The 20280-nt window shown below is 40.2% G+C and carries 18 protein-coding genes; 8 read left to right on the forward strand and 10 right to left on the reverse strand.

Annotation, left to right across the window (positions count from 1 at the left end):
- The first annotated feature begins 346 nt into the window (after nt 1-346).
- Nucleotides 347-2248 carry a glutamine--fructose-6-phosphate transaminase (isomerizing) gene (gene glmS / locus ACE1AT_RS05710; RefSeq protein WP_374866320.1) on the forward strand — a complete coding sequence of 634 codons (1902 nt, stop codon included), beginning with the start codon at nt 347-349 and terminating at the stop codon, nt 2246-2248.
- A 318-nt stretch (nt 2249-2566) separates the two neighbouring features.
- On the opposite strand, the gene arsS is transcribed toward glmS, so the two are convergent.
- Both arsS and arsM read right to left on the reverse strand, forming a co-directional pair.
- Nucleotides 2567-3553 (reverse strand): arsenosugar biosynthesis radical SAM (seleno)protein ArsS, encoded by a 987-nt coding sequence (gene arsS, locus ACE1AT_RS05715; RefSeq protein ID WP_374866321.1) that lies wholly within the window; start codon nt 3551-3553, stop codon nt 2567-2569.
- A 218-nt stretch (nt 3554-3771) separates the two neighbouring features.
- Nucleotides 3772-4740 (reverse strand): arsenosugar biosynthesis arsenite methyltransferase ArsM, encoded by a 969-nt coding sequence (gene arsM, locus ACE1AT_RS05720; protein WP_374866322.1) that lies wholly within the window; start codon nt 4738-4740, stop codon nt 3772-3774.
- Between the two features lie 334 nt (nt 4741-5074).
- On the opposite strand from arsM, the gene ACE1AT_RS05725 reads away from it, so the two are divergent.
- Nucleotides 5075-6511: a phosphoglucomutase/phosphomannomutase family protein gene (locus ACE1AT_RS05725; RefSeq protein WP_374866323.1), complete on the forward strand. Its 1437-nt coding sequence runs from the start codon at nt 5075-5077 to the stop codon at nt 6509-6511.
- A gap of 120 nt (nt 6512-6631) precedes the next feature.
- Nucleotides 6632-7210 carry an RdgB/HAM1 family non-canonical purine NTP pyrophosphatase gene (gene rdgB, locus ACE1AT_RS05730; protein ID WP_374866324.1) on the forward strand — a complete coding sequence of 193 codons (579 nt, stop codon included), beginning with the start codon at nt 6632-6634 and terminating at the stop codon, nt 7208-7210.
- A 93-nt stretch (nt 7211-7303) separates the two neighbouring features.
- On the opposite strand, the gene ACE1AT_RS05735 is transcribed toward rdgB, so the two are convergent.
- Complete coding sequence (locus tag ACE1AT_RS05735; protein WP_016858596.1) at nt 7304-7642, reverse strand: P-II family nitrogen regulator; 339 nt, start codon at nt 7640-7642, stop codon at nt 7304-7306.
- Nucleotides 7643-8336: 694 nt separating this feature from the next.
- On the opposite strand from ACE1AT_RS05735, the gene ACE1AT_RS05740 reads away from it, so the two are divergent.
- A complete protein-coding gene (locus ACE1AT_RS05740; RefSeq protein WP_374866358.1) occupies nt 8337-8633 on the forward strand; it encodes a hypothetical protein in 297 nt (98 codons plus the stop codon).
- A gap of 140 nt (nt 8634-8773) precedes the next feature.
- Here ACE1AT_RS05740 and psaK read toward each other — a convergent pair whose 3' ends face one another.
- Nucleotides 8774-9034, reverse strand: a complete 261-nt coding sequence (gene psaK / locus ACE1AT_RS05745; RefSeq protein ID WP_026719191.1) for a photosystem I reaction center subunit PsaK — start codon at nt 9032-9034, stop codon at nt 8774-8776.
- Between the two features lie 989 nt (nt 9035-10023).
- On the opposite strand from psaK, the gene ACE1AT_RS05750 reads away from it, so the two are divergent.
- From ACE1AT_RS05750 to ACE1AT_RS05760, 3 genes are all read left to right on the forward strand, one after another.
- Entirely contained in the window at nt 10024-10452 is a 429-nt protein-coding gene (locus ACE1AT_RS05750; RefSeq protein WP_374866325.1) for a hypothetical protein, read from the forward strand.
- 506 nt (nt 10453-10958) lie between these two features.
- Nucleotides 10959-11645: a DNA-binding response regulator gene (locus ACE1AT_RS05755; RefSeq protein WP_374866326.1), complete on the forward strand. Its 687-nt coding sequence runs from the start codon at nt 10959-10961 to the stop codon at nt 11643-11645.
- Nucleotides 11646-12356: 711 nt separating this feature from the next.
- Nucleotides 12357-14156 carry a ShlB/FhaC/HecB family hemolysin secretion/activation protein gene (locus ACE1AT_RS05760; protein ID WP_374866327.1) on the forward strand — a complete coding sequence of 600 codons (1800 nt, stop codon included), beginning with the start codon at nt 12357-12359 and terminating at the stop codon, nt 14154-14156.
- 110 nt (nt 14157-14266) lie between these two features.
- Here ACE1AT_RS05760 and ACE1AT_RS05765 read toward each other — a convergent pair whose 3' ends face one another.
- The 6 genes from ACE1AT_RS05765 to ACE1AT_RS05790 form a co-directional block, all read right to left on the reverse strand.
- On the reverse strand, nt 14267-15016 hold the full coding sequence (locus ACE1AT_RS05765; RefSeq protein ID WP_374866328.1) for a M50 family metallopeptidase: 750 nt from the start codon (nt 15014-15016) through the stop codon (nt 14267-14269).
- A gap of 164 nt (nt 15017-15180) precedes the next feature.
- Nucleotides 15181-15531 (reverse strand): FHA domain-containing protein, encoded by a 351-nt coding sequence (locus ACE1AT_RS05770; RefSeq protein ID WP_374866329.1) that lies wholly within the window; start codon nt 15529-15531, stop codon nt 15181-15183.
- Nucleotides 15532-15573: 42 nt separating this feature from the next.
- Nucleotides 15574-16503 carry an FHA domain-containing protein gene (locus ACE1AT_RS05775; protein ID WP_374866330.1) on the reverse strand — a complete coding sequence of 310 codons (930 nt, stop codon included), beginning with the start codon at nt 16501-16503 and terminating at the stop codon, nt 15574-15576.
- A gap of 256 nt (nt 16504-16759) precedes the next feature.
- Complete coding sequence (gene pgl, locus ACE1AT_RS05780; protein ID WP_374866331.1) at nt 16760-17482, reverse strand: 6-phosphogluconolactonase; 723 nt, start codon at nt 17480-17482, stop codon at nt 16760-16762.
- A 308-nt stretch (nt 17483-17790) separates the two neighbouring features.
- Nucleotides 17791-18531, reverse strand: a complete 741-nt coding sequence (rph, locus tag ACE1AT_RS05785) for a ribonuclease PH (RefSeq protein WP_374866332.1) — start codon at nt 18529-18531, stop codon at nt 17791-17793.
- 271 nt (nt 18532-18802) lie between these two features.
- Nucleotides 18803-19363, reverse strand: a complete 561-nt coding sequence (locus tag ACE1AT_RS05790; protein WP_374866333.1) for an adenylate kinase family protein — start codon at nt 19361-19363, stop codon at nt 18803-18805.
- Between the two features lie 356 nt (nt 19364-19719).
- On the opposite strand from ACE1AT_RS05790, the gene ACE1AT_RS05795 reads away from it, so the two are divergent.
- The gene (locus ACE1AT_RS05795) at nt 19720-20256 is read left to right on the forward strand and encodes a P-loop NTPase family protein (protein ID WP_374866334.1); all 537 of its coding nucleotides are present in this window, start codon (nt 19720-19722) and stop codon (nt 20254-20256) included.
- The last annotated feature ends 24 nt before the right edge of the window (nt 20257-20280 follow it).

Below are 20280 nucleotides of genomic sequence, written 5' to 3' on the forward strand. Positions count from 1 at the left end.
CAAACTTTTTTTTACAGGTAGGGTAGACATTAATCGCTTCTCTAGTCAGATTGGTGAGAAACGTCTACTCTATAAATTTATCGTTTTTTATAAAAATTAAAAAATCTTAGCATTTAATCTATTGTCAATGGTCATTTGTCATTTGTTAAGCCCGTACAGTGGTGGTTAGTTCTTGCTTTCCTAGTATCCCCCTTGTCCACGCCACGTGCTACAACGCTTTTAACCCGCAAGGGCGCAGTGGCTCCCCTTGTCCCCGATCCCCGATCCCCAATCCCCCATCCCCCATCCCCTGACTTAGCATCTATACTGGAATTTAATCATCCTGAAAATTGTAGTGGTGTGAGTAATGTGTGGTATCGTCGGTTATGTAGGGACTCAAACGGCGACAGAAATTCTCTTATCTGGGCTGGAAAAACTGGAGTATCGAGGCTATGACTCTGCTGGAGTTGCTACGATTTGGGAAGGAGAAGTTAATTGTGTCCGGGCTAAAGGCAAACTATCTAACCTACGTTCCAAGTTAGAACATTTACAAACTCCTGCCCAAATTGGTATTGGTCATACTCGCTGGGCTACTCACGGGAAGCCAGAAGAATATAATGCTCATCCGCATATGGATACAGCAATGCGGATAGCGGTAGTAGTAAATGGAATTATTGAAAACTACTCTAAGTTGCGTGAGGAACTGAAACAGCAAGGATACGAATTTCGTTCCGATACCGATGTCGAGGTCATTCCCCATCTCATTGCTCAATTTCTCAAAGAAGAAATCGCTTTCGGACAGACTAATTCAGATTCTCTGTTCTTGGAGGCTGTCCGAAAAGCTGTTAATGAATTACAAGGTGCATTTGCGATCGCTATTATAAGTGCTGACTATCCCGATGAGTTAATTGTCGTTCGTCAACAAGCACCTATAGTTATTGGTTTTGGCCAAGGAGAGTTTTTCTGCGCCTCCGATACTCCCGCAATTATTTCCCATACCAAGGCGGTGTTACCCCTGGAAAATGGTGAATTGGCACGTCTGACTCCTTTGGGCGTAGAAATTTATAACTTTGCTGGCCAAAGGTTGAAAAAACACCCCCGCCTACTCAGTTTGAATCCGATGATGGTAGAAAAACAAGGATTCAAGCACTTCATGCTCAAAGAAATCTACGAGCAACCAGGAGTAGTAAGGGCTTGTTTAGAATCATACTTTAAAACCGATTGGCATCCAGCAAATAGTAGTAGTTCTCCCATCAATATTGGTTTACCAAGTGAATTTTACGCAGATATAGAACAAATTCACATTGTAGCTTGTGGTACTAGTTGGCACGCGGCTTTGATCGGTAAATACTTACTCGAACAACTAGCACAAATTCCCACCCAAGTACATTATGCCTCCGAGTTTCGCTACGCCCCCTCACCTCTGACGCCCAACACACTAACCATTGGCGTTACTCAATCAGGTGAAACTGCTGATACACTAGCAGCTTTGGCAATGGAACAGGAGCGCCGTCAGGGTAGAGAACCAAAGTATCAAGCACGACTTTTAGGCATTACCAATCGTCCTGAAAGTAGTTTGGGACACATGGTTTCCCATATCATTAATACCCTTGCTGGGATTGAAATTGGCGTAGCGGCAACAAAAACTTTTATTGCTCAATTGATGGCGTTTTATGCTTTAGCCTTGGATTTAGCTTATAGTCGTCAAACACTCCCCCTAGAAAACTTAGAAGATATTCTCAAAGGGTTACGCCAGATTCCCAAAGAAATGGAAGCAACTTTGGAAAGTCAGGAAAAATTAACCGAACAATTAGCACATGAATTTGCTGAAACCCAAGATTTCATCTTTTTGGGTAGAGGAATAAACTTTCCCATTGCTTTGGAAGGTGCATTGAAGTTAAAAGAAATTAGTTATATTCATGCGGAAGGCTATCCTGCTGGAGAAATGAAGCATGGGCCTATTGCTTTATTAGATGCCAAAGTACCAGTAGTGGCGATCGCTATGCCTGGTAGTGTATATGAAAAAGTGATCTCTAATGCCCAAGAAGCAAAAGCCAGAGATTCTCGGTTAATTGGTGTTACCTCGGTTAAAGATGGAGAAGCAGCAGAAATCTTTAATGATTTAGTTCCTGTCTCCTTTGTGGATGAATTGCTTTCTCCTATCCTGACGGTAATTCCTTTGCAATTACTGGCTTATCATATCGCCGCCCGTCGTGGTTTGGATGTCGATCAGCCCCGTAATCTTGCTAAGAGTGTCACTGTGGAATAGTTAAATATTATACTTTTACAATTTGATAAAATGGCTTATTCCGAAGCGATCGCACTTCGGAATAAACCATTTTATTCCAAGCTATTCGCGCTGCTTTTGTTAAGCACACCACCACTGGGGTAAAAGTCCTTACTATTTTTTGGAAGCCAGCAAGAGAGGATTGCAATAGTACAACATAAAAAAGCCGCAAAACAATTGTTTTACGGCTTTTAATGTGGTGTGAGGAGCTTAACTAGATCCCATCATAACGATGATTCACCAATCCCAACGCACTCGTAACAGTTTTTGTAACAAGATTTTTGTGAAATTGTATACTCCTCACACCAAAGCACCGCCACAGCTAGAACCACACCCAGCAGTACAACCGTAGCAATAGGCCGCAGTTTGGATCTCATCAATCAAATCTAAACTACTAGCTGCTAGTAACTTGGCTATTGTCAGATTTTCACCATCGCGAGTTTTTGCAGGTAAATTCATCATCTGGTTAAAGTCGCAATCATACAGATTACCAAGATAATCAACAGACAGTTGATCACGACACATCAAATTTTCTACAACGTTGGAGTTGAAATTTGACTCTAAAAACTGCAAATAAGGTGCATATAATTTCTTTCGTTCTAAATGTAGTTTAGTTCTGCCTACTGGTAGGTTAGTAATAGTGAATAAATTGTTAAATATAATACCAAAATGCTCTTGTAAAAATTCTTTGTAATCTTTTTCTAGCTTGACTTGATCTGGAGTCAAGGAAAATTTTTCACTGGAAGCTAATTGAGGATTATACACTAAATCTAAAATTAAATTTGGATTTTTGCCATAACCAAGTTTATTCAGCCATTGCAGCGCTTTGATAGAATCATCATACACACCATTACCACGCATTTTATTAACATTATCTGCTAAATAGCAGGGTAAAGAAGCAACTACTCTTACTTGGTTTTGAGCAAAGTATTCTGGTAAATCACCAAATTCTTCTTCAAAATAAATAGTTAAATTAGACCTAACTATCACCTCTTTATTTGCTAATTTGGCTGCTTCAACTAATGGCTTAAATCCATAATTCATTTCTGGCGCACCCCCTGTCAAATCGACAATTTTAATCTGGGTAAATGTGCGAATGATTTTAATCAATAGTTGGCAGATTTCGGGAGAAAGTTCTTCTGTACGTTTTGGCCCTGCTTCTACATGACAATGGCTACAAGCTAAGTTACAGAGCTTTCCTAAGTTAATTTGTAAAACGGTAATTTGTTGCTTGGTTAAAGGTGAAGAAAGTTTTTCTTTGAAAGGTGTTATAGATGTTTTAATCATGATTAAACATTTGTCGTAAGAATAATTGACTTATAGCGGTTCTCGACCTAGTGAGGTACGTTTTCAAAGCTATTAACTTTATTAAGAAGGATTGGGGTATACCTCAGTTGCTTAGGAAACGCTATATCTTGAAAATGGGTGTAGAAAGAGTCAATTTTTTATGCTTTGGTGTAGGATTTTTCTATTCCTTTAACTCTTCCCTTTTACCCAAATATTATTTAACAGCAACCACCGCCGTCATAATGCCATGTGGAATCAGTAATAATTATTTCGTCTGGCATATAAGCAGCAAGTTTAGTGGCAGTTTTATCACATACTACTGCTGGAAGACCACGTTGTAAAATATGACCTGCACCATCATCAAAAAATGGTTCTGAGCCTGCATAAATTGCTGTTTTGCCAGTAAAAATACAAGCTCCATCTTCTGGAATAGACACTTTAAAAGATACTGAATCAAGACTTTCTAAAAGTAATGATTCTGACAAATTATAAGTTTGGCAATCTAACAAACGATAAGGGCGACGGCTGCGAATTTCTACTTGACCAAAGCCCGCATTGATGATGCGTTCAATATATTCTGCATAAGTGAGAGCGCCGGATAAACACATCGCCCGTAAACGCTCATCTTGTTGTAAATGTGGTGGTATGGAACGAGTTGCAATTGGGTCACTCATCTGCAAACGTCCACCAGGTTTTAATACCCGATATGCTTCCTGCAAGGCGCGAGTTAAATCTTCTGGTTCAAAAATATTAAAAAGGCAATTTTGGGCTACAACATCTACAGCAGCATCATCAACAGGTAAGTTAAAAGCATCGCCGGCACGAATGTCTACGAAGCTAGGATCAAACCAGGGGTTTTCTGTAGCAGCAATTTCCAGGTTACGTGTAGCAGCTTGGCGCATCTGTGCAACTGGATCAACAGCAATCACTGCACCAGAACGGCGGGAAAAATAGGCAAATTGTAAGGCTTCTAAGCCTCCACCAACACCGACATACAGTACAGTAGGCTGGTTTGCCAGTTCTGTTGCATGAACAGTTGTACCACAACCATAATTCATTTCCTGCATTGGTTGGGGAATTTTTAACCCAGGTAGTTGTAGAGGTGTACTTTGTACACAACAAAGCCCGACTTCCGGTGTTTGGGCAACTTGACTGTAGAATTGTGCTGCGGTTTCGAGATAAGTCATTATGTTAGATGATCCCAAGTATGTCTTAGGGTCTAGAATCAGCCTTGTGATCCTAATATATTTGAAACTCTATTTGATGAGTTTTTGCTGAGACAGAATGGTGTTTTGTGGAACACTTTCACTCAAATTTCTGTCATTACTGATTTGTCTGGTCATTTTTATTTTGATTTGGATGAGTTCGTAGTCAGCAATGCGCGTGCTTGAATTAATTAGGGCTTTAGCACTACCTAAAAATTTAATTTTATTTCACAACACTGTTGATACTTAAATCTTTTTTTACTGAGTGTTTTGTGTAAATGCTACAATCCTCCTAAATTAAAATTGGGATACCTCAATGCCAGTTGCAGCTAAATCAATTAAGTTTGGTACCGATGGCTGGCGCGGCGTGATTGGCGATGATTTCACTTTTGAACGTCTAGCCCTAGTTGCGCCAGTTGCCGCAAAAGTACTATTCAATACTTACGGGAAAAAAGTCGGCGATCGCACAATTGTAGTCGGTTACGATCGCCGCTTTATGGCAGAAAACTTTGCCCAAAAAGTTGCTGATGTTGTCTCAGCAGCAGGGTTTGATGTTTTGTTTAGCGAAACCTTTGCACCAACCCCGGCTTTTAGCTGGGCCGCAAAACAGCACAATGCTTTGGGGGCGCTAGTCATCACTGCTAGCCACAATCCAGGGCAATATTTGGGATTAAAAGTTAAAAGTGCTTTCGGTGGTTCTGTACCGCCAGAAGTAACTCAAGAAATAGAAGCGCTTTTAGAAGAGGAAGTACCAGTTGCCTCTACTCCAGGTAAGATTAAAAACTTTAATCCCTGGGAAAGCTATTGTCAAGAGCTAGAAAGTAAAGTTGATATAGGCAGAATTCGTGAAGCCATAACCTCTGGAAAACTGACAGTATTTGCTGATGTCATGCATGGTGCTGCGGCTGGTGGACTAGGAAAACTACTAGGCGATGCAGTTAAGGAAATCAATAGCGATCGCGATCCAACTTTTGAAGGTGGGGCGCCAGAACCTTTACCTAAATACCTTTCCCGTCTGTTTGGGGTAATGAAAACCCACCGAGAACACAACCCTACAGGTTTAACAGTGGCGTTGGTGTTTGATGGTGATTGCGATCGCATTGCAGCTGTTGACGGTGCAGGCAATTTTTTGAGTTCGCAAATTCTCATCCCGATCTTAATTGACCACTTAACCCTGCGGCGCAATTTTACAGGAGAAATAGTCAAAACCGTGAGCGGTTCTGATTTAATTCCCCGTGTTGCAGCACTGCACAAACTATCAGTATTTGAAACACCTGTTGGTTACAAGTACATTGCAGACAGAATGCTAGCAGCCCAAGTGTTACTCGGTGGTGAAGAATCAGGAGGTATCGGTTACGGTAGCCATATTCCCGAACGCGATGCACTGTTATCAGCATTGTATGTACTCGAAGCGATCGTTGAATCTGGCTTAGATTTAAGCGATTATTATCGGCAATTGCAACAACAAACAGGCTTTAGTTCTGCATACGATCGCATTGACTTACCCCTAGCAAGTATGGAAGTGCGGAGTCGCCTTTTGCAACAATTGCAAACAGAACCATTAACAGAAATCGCCTCAAAAGCAGTCACAAATTGCCAAACAATAGACGGTTATAAATTCCGCCTCGCTGATGATAGTTGGTTGATGATTCGTTTTAGTGGTACAGAACCCGTTTTACGCCTCTACTGCGAAGCTTCAACCCTCGAACAAGTACATCAAACCTTAGCTTGGGCAAAACAGTGGGCAGAATAGTTAATAGTCAAAAGTCCATCGTCAAGAGTCCATCATCAAGAGTACAGAAAATTTAAAATTCCCCTTGACAATTGACCATTGACAATTGACCATTGACCCTTGACTAATGACAATTGACCAATGACTAAATTACTCGTAGTAGCCACAGGAAACCCAGGTAAATTGCGGGAAATGCAAGCTTACCTATCGAATTCTGGTTGGGAATTAAAACTCAAACCAGAAGAATTGGAAATTGAGGAAACAGGTGAGAAATTTGCGGAAAATGCCTGTCTGAAAGCATCACAGGTTGCTAAAGTCACAGGTAACTGGGCGATTGCAGATGATTCTGGTTTAGAAGTAGATGTCCTCAATGGTATACCAGGTGTGTATTCTGCCCGTTATGGCCAAACCGATGCTGAACGCATTGCGAGATTATTACGAGAATTAGGTGACGAGGTGCAGCGCCAAGCCCAATTTGTGTGTGCAGTGGCGATCGCTCGTCCAGATGGTGCGATCGCTTTACAATCAGAAGGTATTTGTCGTGGTGAAATTCTCTATAGTCCTAGTGGCGATGGTGGTTTCGGCTATGATCCGATTTTTTATGTCCCTGAAATGCAAAAGACCTTTGCTGAGATGACACCAGAAATGAAGCGTAGTATCAGCCATCGCGGCAAGGCTTTTGCAAGCTTACTTCAAAAATTGCCAGATTTGCAAGCATAGCTGGTAGGTGTTAGTTGTTAGTTGTTAATCACTAACTACTAATGTACAGACGCGATGTTCCTCGCGTCTCTACCCACTAACCACTAACCAAAATTAAACTGCTTCTGTATTCTTTTCTCCAGTTCTGATCCGCACAACTTGTTCAACTGGCGAGATAAATATTTTACCATCGCCGATTTCACCTGTCCGGGCAGCAGCGATAATCTTATCCACAACCATATCTACCTGGTTATCTTCTACGACAATTTCTAGTTTGAGTTTTTGCAAAAACTCCACCGTATACTCGGAACCGCGATAGCGTTCTGTTTGACCTTTTTGTCGCCCAAATCCTCGAACTTCAGAAACGGTCATGCCAACTATACCAGCATTGACCAAAGCAATTTTCACTTCATCAAGCTTAAATGGACGAATAATAGCTTCTACTTTTCTCATTGTTTCGCTCCTGCTTTTTAGTAGCTTCTATCTATATAACCAGATCCTTTGTCCAAAGCTTTAACTGATAACGCAACCGATAATTGTCAAAAAGTGTCGATACATACAAAAAAATTAATATCATGTCCGCTTGAACACTTATACTATCCGCTCGTGTCGGTAATTGCAAAAGTTCCATCTTAATTTATCACTATTTTGTAGCTTATTTGACAGAAGCAAATTCTTGTTTGCTGAACTTAGAAGGATTTGGGTGTTGCAGAATAGAAATTATGAATGTCCCCCTTCCAATCCCCTATTTTGGGAACTTGGCAACTGTTATTTTAGTCCATGCCTTAAACTTAGCTTCATATAGCTGAGTATTTCACTATAGTTTGGTGATGTGCGTTCACGAAGTGACTCCTCTGGAGTATCGTTCAAAGTTGGATTGAATTCCCAGTAGTTTTTACCACAAAAGTGGACTTGCAAGTAGAAATAACAAAAACAAGTACAGCCATAACCACTTTTCCGTAATCTTTGGGTTATCAGATCACACAACTTTATATAGAATTTACGGAACACTGACCATACAAATGTGAAAATACTATCTATTCTGCTTTCGTTAATCCCCAAAACTTGTTGAGTAATGAACAGAAAATTAGCTCTCTCTTTGTTTTCTAGCCCCGCACTTATGCTGTCTATGCTGTCTATGGTGATGATGACCCAACCAGCACGTGCAAATCAAACAGTGAATTCAACAGGAACCCATGTTTCTTGTATAGAGTCTCCTCACTCTGCAACTCACCGTCTAGTATGTACACGGGTAAGTAATACTCCTGCTGCACTACCCAAACCAGAAATAAAACTAGCTCAAAATAACAATCCCGGTGACATAGTTGAAATGAGTTTTTCTGAAGAAGAAAGCGATACAGCCATAACTTTATTTGGCTGTGATTGCACATCTTGCATCAATGCCTTACGCCAAATGCGCGGTCAAACTCCCATGCCAGTGTAGCAAATTGACGGCGATCGCCACAAAAAAAGAGTCAGAGAGTGAATTCTCTGACTCATAATCGGAGACAAAAAATCATCAACCCAGTAGTGAACCGCAAATATGAATACGGCAAATCACTTGTGTTGCTTCTGGTACAAAAATTAGAATCTTCCCAGGTTGTGTAAACCCAAGATCACACCTGCTCCCAATAAATGACCAAAAGCCGTAGTAGCTAGTAAGGCTGGCGCTCCAAAACCGCCAAAGAACTGGTTTGATGGCAAAGCCGGTTCTGCATTGGGGTACTTGATAGTGAATTTACCAAAGAGAATGGCAAGAATATTGCAGAGAATCATGGTCAACCCAACAGCTGGACTCCATTGCAGAGGTGTGGTTGCAGCCGCTAGTAAAGTAGATGTCAGCAACTGAATTTTCTCCTTACAATTGTGATTGCGTTAAAAATACCATGTGAACTTCTTACCAAAAAAAATCAATCCAAAGTTTAAATCTGCATTAATAGTTAACATTTTTTTTAATTACTTCATAGTCTATATCTATTTTTCTTGGTGCCTTAGTGTCTTATACCAATTTAATATGAAGACGCATACAAAGACCCCTCCCCGCAAGCGGGGAGGGGTTAGGGGAGGGGTAAAATTCTATGCAGCTTCACGAAGAATTGGTATTAGTGGTTTAAAAATTAACTTGGCTCTTCAGTACATATTATGCTAAAATCGCTCAACTAAAGCTCAAATAGCTTGCTAGTCAAGGAAACTGACCTTTAATTTTTAACATTTTTTAAATTTTCAAGCGTTTCGAGTATCTTAGAGGATGTTTGAAAAGGGTCTTTTAGTGTCATCTTGTAGGCGTAGCCTTCCCCTAGGATACGCAGCGTAGACGCGACAGCGGCTTCCGTAGGTAGCGGAGTGAAACATCTCAGTATTTGCTCAAAACCCTAGATTCTACTCTGCCTTGAAGCCGCAGATGCGTCTACAGAATGACAGTTTTATACCTTCCTTGACTTTTCAAACATCCTCTTAGCCTTTATTGAAAAGGAAAGAAAAATAAAACCCTCGTAGAGACGTAGCACTGCTACGTCTCCACAATCCTGGTTTTTACAAATGATTTAGGATTGCTATAACAGGTACTGAATAACCAATATTTTTACTAACTTTTTAGCATAATTCATACTGAATAACCAATATTTTTACATTTTATTGATCATGTTATATATATTTATTTTATAAAATTATTGGTTCATTTTCAATCAGTTATTATTTATTTGAATAATAGGGTTATGATTTTATTTTTGCGAAACTAGGTACACTTCCTGTTTCCTGTTCCCTGTCTTCACGACTAAGCTCATAAATCAAACCGGATTTATTTCTCAGATTATATTGATATTAACTATTAGATTATGAATATTGAATTTTTTCATCAGTTTCCTTTGACTACTCTAGTGTTACACTGGCTGGCTTATGCTTTTTTAGGATGGTATTTATCTGTTCATCATATTGTTTGGCTCGTAGGAGTATTGGTAGTTGCTTTGGTGTTAACTTTAGTTGGGCGGAGTCTGTCTTGGTTAAACCGTTTATTGAATTATGGTTCTCAAGTCTTAATTGTTACCGTGGTTTTGAGTGCATCGGTTATTGTAGTAGCAATTTTGCCACTATTTTTTACTTTTATTGTTACACCATTAGCAACTACGGTTTTAGCAGAAATAGAGCTACGTTTTGCTGGATTTAGCAAACGAGATGCATTATTATTTTTAACTTTATTAGCTGTGCTAGGTTTAGCAGTAGGTGAAACAATTGATATAATGTTCTTACCTAGTAGTAGATATTAATTACCAATATTAAGTAACTTAAATTTATTGAAATAACTTCGTAGTCAGGACTTTAGTCCTCACTACAAACCTTTGATTATTTGCACTGTTTTACTTATCTGAGTTTGATCAAATTGGGAGAAAAAAACCTGATCTCTCAAGAAATTGGGGTTGTTCTTATGACTGAATAATTTAGAAATGCCATATATGAAATTAGGTAGCGATCGCTTCCCATATTTCCCTATTATTACTTAATTTGACAAATATTCTCTACAAGCATAATTGTAACATTATGTTAAAAAAGGCGTAATAACTTCATTAGTTTGAGGAGTATTACTAGAGAGATTACAAATAGACATATTTTGAAGGTCTAAATTCATCCTATTGATAGAAATCTAGGGATAATATTTGATTTTTGAGTTATATTTGATTGTTTGAGTTTTCACATCATGATTAATCTAATTTTCTGCGTCGATGTAGCAGAAATCAATTCAATTCCATAAAGTATTGAAACGTGAGAACACAGCATGAACAAAGATTTATCAGATAATACACTGAAAATTTTGTTAATTGATGGTCATGAAATGTGTCTGAGTGGAGTATTCAGGTTACTAAACTCACAGTACCCACATGCAAAAATTGTGACTGCTAAAACTGCTGAAAATGTTTTAAATCAAATTTTACTATTAGAACCTGATCTGGTTGTAATGGATATTCTTTTATCAGAAAAACCAGGAGTAATAGCACGAATTAGTACGGGTATACAATTACTCCAAGATATGCTCAATAACTATCCTAAGCTTAATATCGTAGTTCAAAGCGAACATGTAAAAAAACTAGTGCGAATCAAATCTACTATTTACACACACAAAGGAGGTTTTACAATAGCTGATAAAAGTCTTTCCAGTGGAGAAATGCTCATCAGAGTTAATTGGGCATTACAAGGACTAACTCATATCAAAGATATTCAGTCTATCTACTCTGAATTAGAAATCCAACCAGAGTGCTTAAGACTGTTGAATCTAGCTTTTCAAGAAGGATTACAAGATAAAGCGATCGCAGAAAATATCTGTGTATCAGAACGCATGGTGCGCCACTACTGGGATAAACTACAAGAAGCTTTAGGAATTGATTGTCATGAATTAAAAAACCAAGGCAAAAATATCAGAATCATCACTCAAATTCGTGCTAGGGAAGCTGGTTTAATAGATTGAAAAAGTTTTGAAACTAATACTAATATACTCACCAGCAAAAATCAATTTTTTTGATTGTTCGGCTAATGGTTCTACTGCTTCAGAATCAGGGAACCATAGTTTTTTGTCATCAAACCATGACTAATTCATTGTATTAATAAGAACTAAATAAAAAATACTGCTTGAGGTTAAAAGTATTATAAACCTGGTTTTTTTGAAAAATTTTTATATTTACTTATGAAATTCAAAGTGATTTTAATTACACTAAGTCCGCGATTTTTTTTGATGTAGTATGCTCTGTAAGTACTTGCAACTATAGTCACTTTTAGTTTAAGCTTTGAAACTAATAAATCATTAGTATAAAAAATCATGTTAAACCTCGTCCATCTTGAAAAGAGGAGTTTTTCAAAAAGGACATTATGTAGGTTGGGTTACACTCCGTTCCACCCAGCCTACAAAACTACAAAACTACAGTTCTCAAAGTAGACGTGGTTTAATTAAAAAATATTTTATTGCTTACCATTGGCATAGCATTTAAACATAAAATTACGTAAATAAATCTAATTCATTGTGATTGAATTAGGTTGAAATATTGTTTTATAAGTTTATATTGTTAGAACAAAATTCAAGTAAATTAAAGCAATAGTAATCAATCTCAAAAAAATTAACACAAAGCCAAAAATACCCAGGGCTATTTCATTCTTGGCATCACCTTGTCACATAACTCTTACCATGTCCAGTAAAATTCAATTTCAATTAAATATGTACAAATACTGGTGTTGGTTGAGTGTAATAATAATATTTAGTGCAACGGCAATCAAGCCACTAAAAGCCCAAGTTATTAAAACAACGCAAATACCAAACCACAAAACTGCTCAAGTTCCAAATATTAGACCGGAACCTGGTAAACCTCCCTCAGATCAGCCTTTACCAGAACAGTCACCACTACTTCTACCATCTCCAGAAGAATTATTGCAACCTCCTGATACAACAACTCCTACTCCAGAACCAATCCCAAGCGGTGAAGTTCCTCAAACTATCATCGTGAAAAAATTTAAAATCACAGGTAGTACGGTTTTTAGTCCTGAAGATTTTGACAAAACTACTAAACCTTTTACGAATCGCCCAATTACCTTTGCACAACTGTTCCAACTTCGTTCAGAAATTACTAAACTTTATGTAGATAAAGGATACATTACATCTGGGGCTTATATTCCCCCACAAAAATTGCAGAATGGAGTAGTGGAAATTAAAGTTGTTGAGGGTGAACTAGAAGATATAAAAGTTATAGGGACTCAAAAACTTCACCCTAAATATTTGCAAAGTCGTCTGGCGATTGCTACAAAAAAACCACTAAATCGCGATCGCTTGTTAGAAGCATTGCAGTTATTACAACTTAATCCCTTAATTGAAACCTTATCAGCAGAACTGTCAGCTGGATCTCGTCCTGGTCAAAGTTTACTGGAAGTAAAAATTACAGAAGCCAATACTTTTAACGTACAGTTGATTTTGGATAATGGGCGATCGCCAGCTGTCGGCACTTTTCGTCGGCAAATACAAGTAAACGAAGCCAATCTGTCTGGATGGGGCGATCGCATTAGTGCTGTTTACGCCAATACAGATGGTAGTAATGCCCTTGACTTAAATTATACCCTGCCCATCAACCCCCACAATGGCACTTTGTCATTTAGCTATGGTTTTTCTGACAATCAAGTTATAGAAAGACCCTTTGATGTCCTTGACATTCAATCAAATTCTAATTATTACGAACTATCACTGCGTCAGCCCATAATACAAAAACCCACTCAAGAATTTATCTTAGGCTTAACAGCAAGTCATCGTCGCAGTAAAGCTACATTTTTGGATGACGAAGTTCCTTTTCCAGGGACAGGTACAGACGCTGAGGGAAGAACACAAGTAACAGCTGTACGCTTTTTTCAAGAATGGGTTTCTCGTGATAGCCAGCAAGTATTTGCTATGCGTTCTCAGTTAAGTGTCGGACTTGATCTTTTTGACGCCACCATCAATGAAACCTTCCCCGATAGTCGTTTTGTCGCTTGGAGAGGACAAGCGCAGTGGGTACGTTTATTGGGTCGCGATACTTTGTTAGTACTACGAGGTGATGTACAACTGGCAGATAGACCACTCGTTCCCTTTGAACAAATTGGTATTGGAGGCTTAGATTCCGTGCGGGGCTATCGTCAAGATGCTCTATTGACAGATAATGGTATTTTTGCATCTGCGGAAGTGCGAATTCCCGTTGTTCGCTTCTCAGGACGCAACAACTTTTTGCAGGTGGCTCCCTTTGTGGATTTTGGCAATGGTTGGAATGATTCTGGTAGATCGGACTTTGAAGTTGAACTCGATAGCCATACCTTGCTATCTGTGGGATTAGGGTTGCGCTTACAACTCGAAGACAATCTCACCGCTCGCCTCGATTGGGGTATTCCTTTAATTTCAATTACTTCTGAGGATAAAGACTCTTGGCAAGAAAACGGTTTGTACTTTTCCATCATTGTCAATCCTTTTTGATCCATGATGGAACTTTGGGTGTAAGGGTGTAAGAAAAAACAAGAATTTTTCTTAAATTTTTATCCATGAACTATCCCAATATCTTCCCATACCCCTATACCCTCATACCCCTACACCTTACGATAGACAAGGCGGAGACTCTGGACAAGAATAATTAAAGACGCGATCGCCATCACAGCTCCCCAAAACCAGTAAGGTAAAAGTAATTGTTGCTGCATTTGGGCAGTATCAGATATGCCTAAAGGCCCTGCACTATAGCTAAATAAATAATCAAGTTGGTGATAAGTACTTACACATGCTTGTACACCTAAAAACTGTATAGCAAATCCCTGCATCCAACGTGGTGTTTTCAGACCAATACCTAGAATAATTAAACCCAATAAGGGAATTGCCACTAATCCAAATAGGGATCTGACCCAAATTGCCGTTGATAATAGTAAAAAACCACCTAATATTTTTAAACTCCACGAAGCAGTTTTGAAATTACGAGAAGCCAAGATTAAAGCCGCGCCAGCAATAGGTGGTCCCATTGGCCCAGCTGCTGCAACTAAAGCACGACCAAGAGATCCTAGTAATAAACTCCCACTGTAGCTATAAGATGCGACCCCGGAACCGTTGGAAAAAATCAGTAATTTTTGAAAGTTTCCTCCCAAAACTAGAGCCATCAAGCCATGACTCATTTCATGAAACCAAGTCGCTAGGATAGTAAATGGGTATAAAATATACTCACCCACCGGAACTTGCCACAGGATGATTGTTGCGATCGCTGCTGTGATCAACCAGGTAAGCCCCATGCGTTCAACCTCTGGTGGAGCTTCGTTAGCTAATAAGGGTTGATGCTGTTTATTTGATTCCCTCATGGGTTTTTTTCCTTGGGTAGTGATCCCAAAAGCAGAAGTTGCTTTTTTATCTATACTAGCTGCTTGGTAGAAGTGGGAAATTGGAAGGGAGACAAGGGAGACACAGGGGACAAGGGCGGGGGCAAGGGGGACAGATAAATCCAAAATCCAAAATTGTTTGACCACTAACCACTAACTACTATTTGTGACTTGGTAACTGTTGCTGCGGTCGCTACTCCTAAACGGATTTGAATTTGTGGCCCGGAACGAGCTAGACGGAGGATAACCCCATCGCTAACTGGCACTCTCACAATTACTTGCCCATCTACATAAGTTCCATTCGCACCTAAATTGACGACTTCCCAGCCATTATCTACTCGTCTTACTTCTATATGGCGGCGGGAAACCACAGCACTATAGAGAACAACATGGTTATCCGCCGCTCGTCCGATAAAAATGGCTGGTTCGTCGTCTGCAAAAGTCCAGCTTTGGGCTGGAATGGGTTGTAGTGGATGCAGGAGGATAAGTGTAATCACGCGCTAGGCTTGTAGCAATTCTCCTCCACTATAACTGACCCTTTAGGAGATTTGAAATATGAATGTCACTAGATCTCCTTTGCCTAAACTGATGCGATCGCCTGGTCTTAACCGATGTCTGTTTCCAGGTAATAAAGGCAAATTATTGATGTAGGTACCGTTAGAACTGCCTACATCTTCAATATAGTAAGCGTCTCCCTCCACACGGATATCTGAGTGTATCCGCGAAACAATTTCTGAGTTGGGAAAGCCAGAAACATCCACATCGGGTGGAATCCGGTCATTAGGCTTACCGATATGAATTACAGACAGATTCTGTGGTAATTCAATTTGCCTATCGCTTTGGACGTGAACAAGCCGTGCAGTTACTTGCTGTAATTGCGTTCTCGAAGTGGCAGGTGGTGATACGGGTTGTGGCGGTGGTGCTGGCGAGGGTTGTGGTGCTGGCTCGCTTTCGCTTTCGCTTTCGCTTTCTATTTCAACTACTGGACTCTCTTCTTCGGCAACCACTGGTGGTGGGGCTGCAACGGTTGGAGGTGGGACTGACGCTGGAGGTTCTGGAGGTACTGGTGGTGGAGAGGGGCTAGTTTCCTCAGCATTAAAAGCTGGAATTGGGGGTGGTGGTGGACTACTTTCTGCTGAAGGAAATGCTACAGCTGTTGGTGGCAAGGGTGGAGAGTCAGGCGTAGTGTAAGCAGATCCACTCACTGATGCAGGTTGCGGTTGTACAAGTGGATCAGGTACAACTAACGGTTCTACTTCCACAGGAATGTCAGGTGCTACGGTTGCTGCTACTGGCGTTACATTACCTGTACGCAGGTGATAGCCACACTGTCCGCAAAAAGAAGCATCTGCCTGCACGGTTGCCCCACAACTAGGACAGTTAGTAGTCGCTGGTAACGGGGTATAGCAAGCTTCACACTGGGTAGCGCCATCAGGGTTGTGGTGATTGCAGTTAGGGCAGACGATCATGGAAATTAAACCTTTCTTTTAGGTCATCGTACAATAGTGCTGGCAAGCAGAGGCACAACTCTAGCTTGAAAATAGGGAGCGGGGATCAGGGATCAGGGATCGCTTAAGAGGTTTTCATGCCCTCTTTGTGGGCTATTAACCGTGGGATTCTAGCTTCTGATTTTAACAAGTAGTTCAATTTAGTTATCAGTTATCAGTTATCAGTTATCAGTGACTACATTATTCTCAATGTTTGTAACTGTTGATTGTTCACTGTTTACTGATTTAATTCTTCACCAGCTGCTGCATCCAGTAGCCACCATAGTTCACCTTCAGGTTGAATGAGGCGGGATGGATAAGTAGAGTTATCTGCTTCTGGTGCGAAAACTTGAGCAAGCGCTGGTTTTTTGTTCGCACCAGCAACTACGAAAATAACGCATCTAGCTGCATTAATAAATGGATAGGTAAAGGTGATACGAGGATTACCATCTTTGTTGCCTACGGTAATGAGGCGATCGCGTACTTTGAGTGCTTCTGTGTGTGGGAACAAAGAAGCTGTATGTGCATCATCACCCATTCCTAGCAAAATCACATCCAAAGCCGGAAATTCTCCAGGTGAAGAGTGAAAAAACTCTTGTATTTCCTTTTCATGTTTAGCCGCAGATACTGCTGGATCACCTTCAGTGGTGGGTACAGCATGAATGTTAGCTGCTGGGATGTTAACGCGATCTAACCAGGCACGACGTGCCATACCTTCATTACTATCTGGATGATCGGGCGGAACATAACGCTCATCTCCCCAAAATACATGAATTTTATCCCAAGGGAGATTTTGGGTAGCGATCGCTTCGTACAAAGGCTTGGGTGTACTTCCGCCAGATAAGGCAATGCTAAATTTTCCTCGCTGTTCAATAGCAGCCTTAATTTGCGAGACAATCAATTCTTGAGCTCGCGCTATTAAAGCTGTTTGATCTGGTAAAATCTCAATTTTTCTCTTCATCGCTTCCTCATCATATTTGCGACTTCCAGCATTACCATATCGAAATTACTCACTTCGTGAAGTCAATGGTCAATGGTCAATGGTCATTTGTAAAAACTCTGGACAATTGACAATTGACACTTGACTTTGGACTCTGGACTTCAGACAGCAGATAACACTTGTTTATTCAAACCAATTACGGCAATTTAATAAAATCTTGCCGAATCTTAATAAAAATCATCAGTAACAATGACATTTGATAGTTAATAGTGAACTGTTCTCCGTTTTTTAATAGTTCACTGATAACTGATAACTGATAACTGATTTTGTCATCCTTGATATATTTGATGCCAATCAGCGATCGCTTCTCGTTGGGAAGCTAATAAATTTTGAATTCCTTTTTCAGCAAAATCTAACAGATCATTGAGCTGGGTACGGCTAAAACAGCCTTCTTCCGCAGTTCCTTGGGCTTCAATAATTCCCAAGTGCTGATTCATCACCACGTTAAAATCTACTGTAGCGGCAACATCTTCAACATAGTTTAAATCTAAAAAAGGCTCTCCCTGTAGTAATCCTACAGAAACAGCTGCTACTTGTCCAACCAGAGGCGATCGCTCTAAAACTCCCTGCTGTAATAATTTAGAAATTGCATGTGCGAGAGCTACAAACCCACCTGTAATCGCTGTTGTTCTTGTACCGGCATCTGCTTGCAAAACATCTGCATCTATAGTCAGCGTACGCTCTCCCAGCAGTTCTAAATCTACTGCTGCTCGTAAACTACGCCCAATTAAACGTTGAATTTCCTGAGTTCGTCCAGACAATTTCAAAAATTCTCGTTCTTGTCTTTGTTGGGTAGCAGTTGGTAACATACGATACTCAGCAGTCAACCAACCTCTGCCAGTACCAGCAAGAAACTTAGGGACTCCTTCAATCACACTGACAGTACATAGCACTTTCGTCTCACCAGAACTTGCCAGAACAGAACCATAGGCAAAGCGAGTAAAGTCTTGATTAAAGGTAACAGGACGCAGTTCGTAAGGTTTTCGACCGTCTGGACGCTGCCAAGCCATTGCAGTAGCCTCAAATTTGATCAGACACTGCCTTTAGGGTATCGTTTTAGCTCGCAGTTTCAAGAAATTTAAACAACTATCTAAGGATTGGGATCGGGGACACGGGGACACGGGGGACACGGGAGACAAGGGAGAATTGGGAGACAAGGAGGACAAGGTGGAATTATTCAACAAGTTTCTTCCCATTGGCGTAGCGTCTCCGTAAGGAGAATCCCCAATTCGCAATTCCCCCAATCCCCAATTCCCAATCCCCGATTCCCGATCCCCAATGTCAACAAACAGAAAGCAGGTTCATGATAGTGTGTAGTACCATCTCTGGGGATTGGTCGCCGTTAATGGTTAAGAGGCGGCGGCGACGGTCGTAATATTCTAAGATGGGAATGGTGCGATCGTAGAATAACTCAACACGACGTTGGACAATTTCTGGTTGATCATCTGGAAGAGAACGGCCTAAAGCACGACTAACCATAACTGCTTGTGGTACTTGTAGATAAATTGCCCAGGTTAATTGTTGCCCTAACTCATTCAATAAAAAATCTAGTTCTTCTGCTTGAAAGGCTGTCCGAGGATAACCTTCTAACACCCAACCACGGTTAGCATCAGGCTGCTTGAGTTGATTCAAGATGAATTCAATAATCACCTCATCCGGTACTAGTTCCCCTGTTGCTATGTATGGTTGTGCCAGGCGACCCAAGTTGCTAAAGTTAGCAATTGCTTGACGTAATAGTTCACCTGTGGAAATCAAAGGAATTTCAAGTTGACTACACAGCTTTTGCGCCTGTGTACTTTTTCCGGCTCCTGAACCTCCTAGAATAACTAATTTTACAACCATAAATTCCTAATCCTGTCAATTTCACAATTGTCTCAGTCTGTTTTGCTGGGTTAAAAAAAATTAATATCCGAAGAATTCAGAGGTTTATCGGGATATTCTCAGAGATTTTGCCTATTTTTTTCTTTGATTTTAATTTCAAAATCAGTGTTTTAATTTTTACCAACCACTTCATACGCAAAATCATAATTTAAATCTTCATAAACCTTGACTTGAGTACAGAGGTAGTGTTTGACTAAGAATGCAACTTGCCAAATACACTACACATCCTCAAAATAGTTTGATTATACAAGCAGACTTACTAGAATAAACCTCAGCGAAAACTCTTTATTGTATTGTATTTTTTTTAATACTCAACTATGGTTGCCCAGCTAGAAAACCTAAACGGAAATTTGACACTTGATCTACCATACTCAATAGAAGGACTCGTACAAGTTTTCACGAGTACACATCGTAGCTTTTTTACTAATGTTATGGCTCAGGCACTGAGAATCGCTGGTCAAGGTACGCCAGTTTTAGTAGTGCAATTTCTCAAAGGAGGCATTAATCAAGGGCATGAACGCCCGATCCGCTTGGGACAAAATTTAGATTGGATTCGCTGCGATTTGCCTCGTTGTATCGATACACCACACCTCGACGAAAGCGAAACACAAGCCTTACAAAAGTTGTGGCAACATACACAAAAGGTCGTATGTGAGGCTAAGTATTCTCTCGTTGTCCTGGATGAGTTAAGTTTAGCAATTAACTTTAATTTGATCCCCGAAACAGAGGTTTTAGCCTTTTTGGCAAAACGTCCGGCTCATGTCGATATCATTCTCACAGGGCCAGATATGCCCAAGTCGATTCTAGAGGTGGCAGATCAAATTACAGAAATCCGTCGCAGTCATCAGCCTTAACTGCACAAGCATAGTGTAATTGAA

The organism is Pelatocladus sp. BLCC-F211 (assembly GCF_041928655.1).
Taxonomy (GTDB): domain Bacteria; phylum Cyanobacteriota; class Cyanobacteriia; order Cyanobacteriales; family Nostocaceae; genus Pelatocladus.

Bases quoted from the DNA above. Each gene is read 5' to 3' on its own strand.
- glmS (WP_374866320.1), top strand. From the start codon at position 347: ATGTGTGGTATCGTCGGTTATGTAGGGACTCAAACGGCGACAGAAATT.
- ACE1AT_RS05740 (WP_374866358.1), top strand. From the start codon at position 8,337: ATGACCCAACCAGCACGTGCAAATCAAACAGTGAATTCAACAGGAACC.
- ACE1AT_RS05750 (WP_374866325.1), top strand. From the start codon at position 10,024: ATGAATATTGAATTTTTTCATCAGTTTCCTTTGACTACTCTAGTGTTA.
- ACE1AT_RS05795 (WP_374866334.1), top strand. From the start codon at position 19,720: ATGGTTGCCCAGCTAGAAAACCTAAACGGAAATTTGACACTTGATCTA.
- arsM (WP_374866322.1), bottom strand. From the start codon at position 4,740: ATGACTTATCTCGAAACCGCAGCACAATTCTACAGTCAAGTTGCCCAA.
- ACE1AT_RS05790 (WP_374866333.1), bottom strand. From the start codon at position 19,363: ATGGTTGTAAAATTAGTTATTCTAGGAGGTTCAGGAGCCGGAAAAAGT.
- ACE1AT_RS05735 (WP_016858596.1), bottom strand. From the start codon at position 7,642: ATGAGAAAAGTAGAAGCTATTATTCGTCCATTTAAGCTTGATGAAGTG.
- rph (WP_374866332.1), bottom strand. From the start codon at position 18,531: ATGGCTTGGCAGCGTCCAGACGGTCGAAAACCTTACGAACTGCGTCCT.
- ACE1AT_RS05765 (WP_374866328.1), bottom strand. From the start codon at position 15,016: ATGAGGGAATCAAATAAACAGCATCAACCCTTATTAGCTAACGAAGCT.
- rdgB (WP_374866324.1), top strand. From the start codon at position 6,632: ATGACTAAATTACTCGTAGTAGCCACAGGAAACCCAGGTAAATTGCGG.
- pgl (WP_374866331.1), bottom strand. From the start codon at position 17,482: ATGAAGAGAAAAATTGAGATTTTACCAGATCAAACAGCTTTAATAGCG.
- ACE1AT_RS05760 (WP_374866327.1), top strand. From the start codon at position 12,357: ATGTCCAGTAAAATTCAATTTCAATTAAATATGTACAAATACTGGTGT.
- ACE1AT_RS05755 (WP_374866326.1), top strand. From the start codon at position 10,959: ATGAACAAAGATTTATCAGATAATACACTGAAAATTTTGTTAATTGAT.
- arsS (WP_374866321.1), bottom strand. From the start codon at position 3,553: ATGATTAAAACATCTATAACACCTTTCAAAGAAAAACTTTCTTCACCT.
- ACE1AT_RS05775 (WP_374866330.1), bottom strand. From the start codon at position 16,503: ATGATCGTCTGCCCTAACTGCAATCACCACAACCCTGATGGCGCTACC.
- ACE1AT_RS05725 (WP_374866323.1), top strand. From the start codon at position 5,075: ATGCCAGTTGCAGCTAAATCAATTAAGTTTGGTACCGATGGCTGGCGC.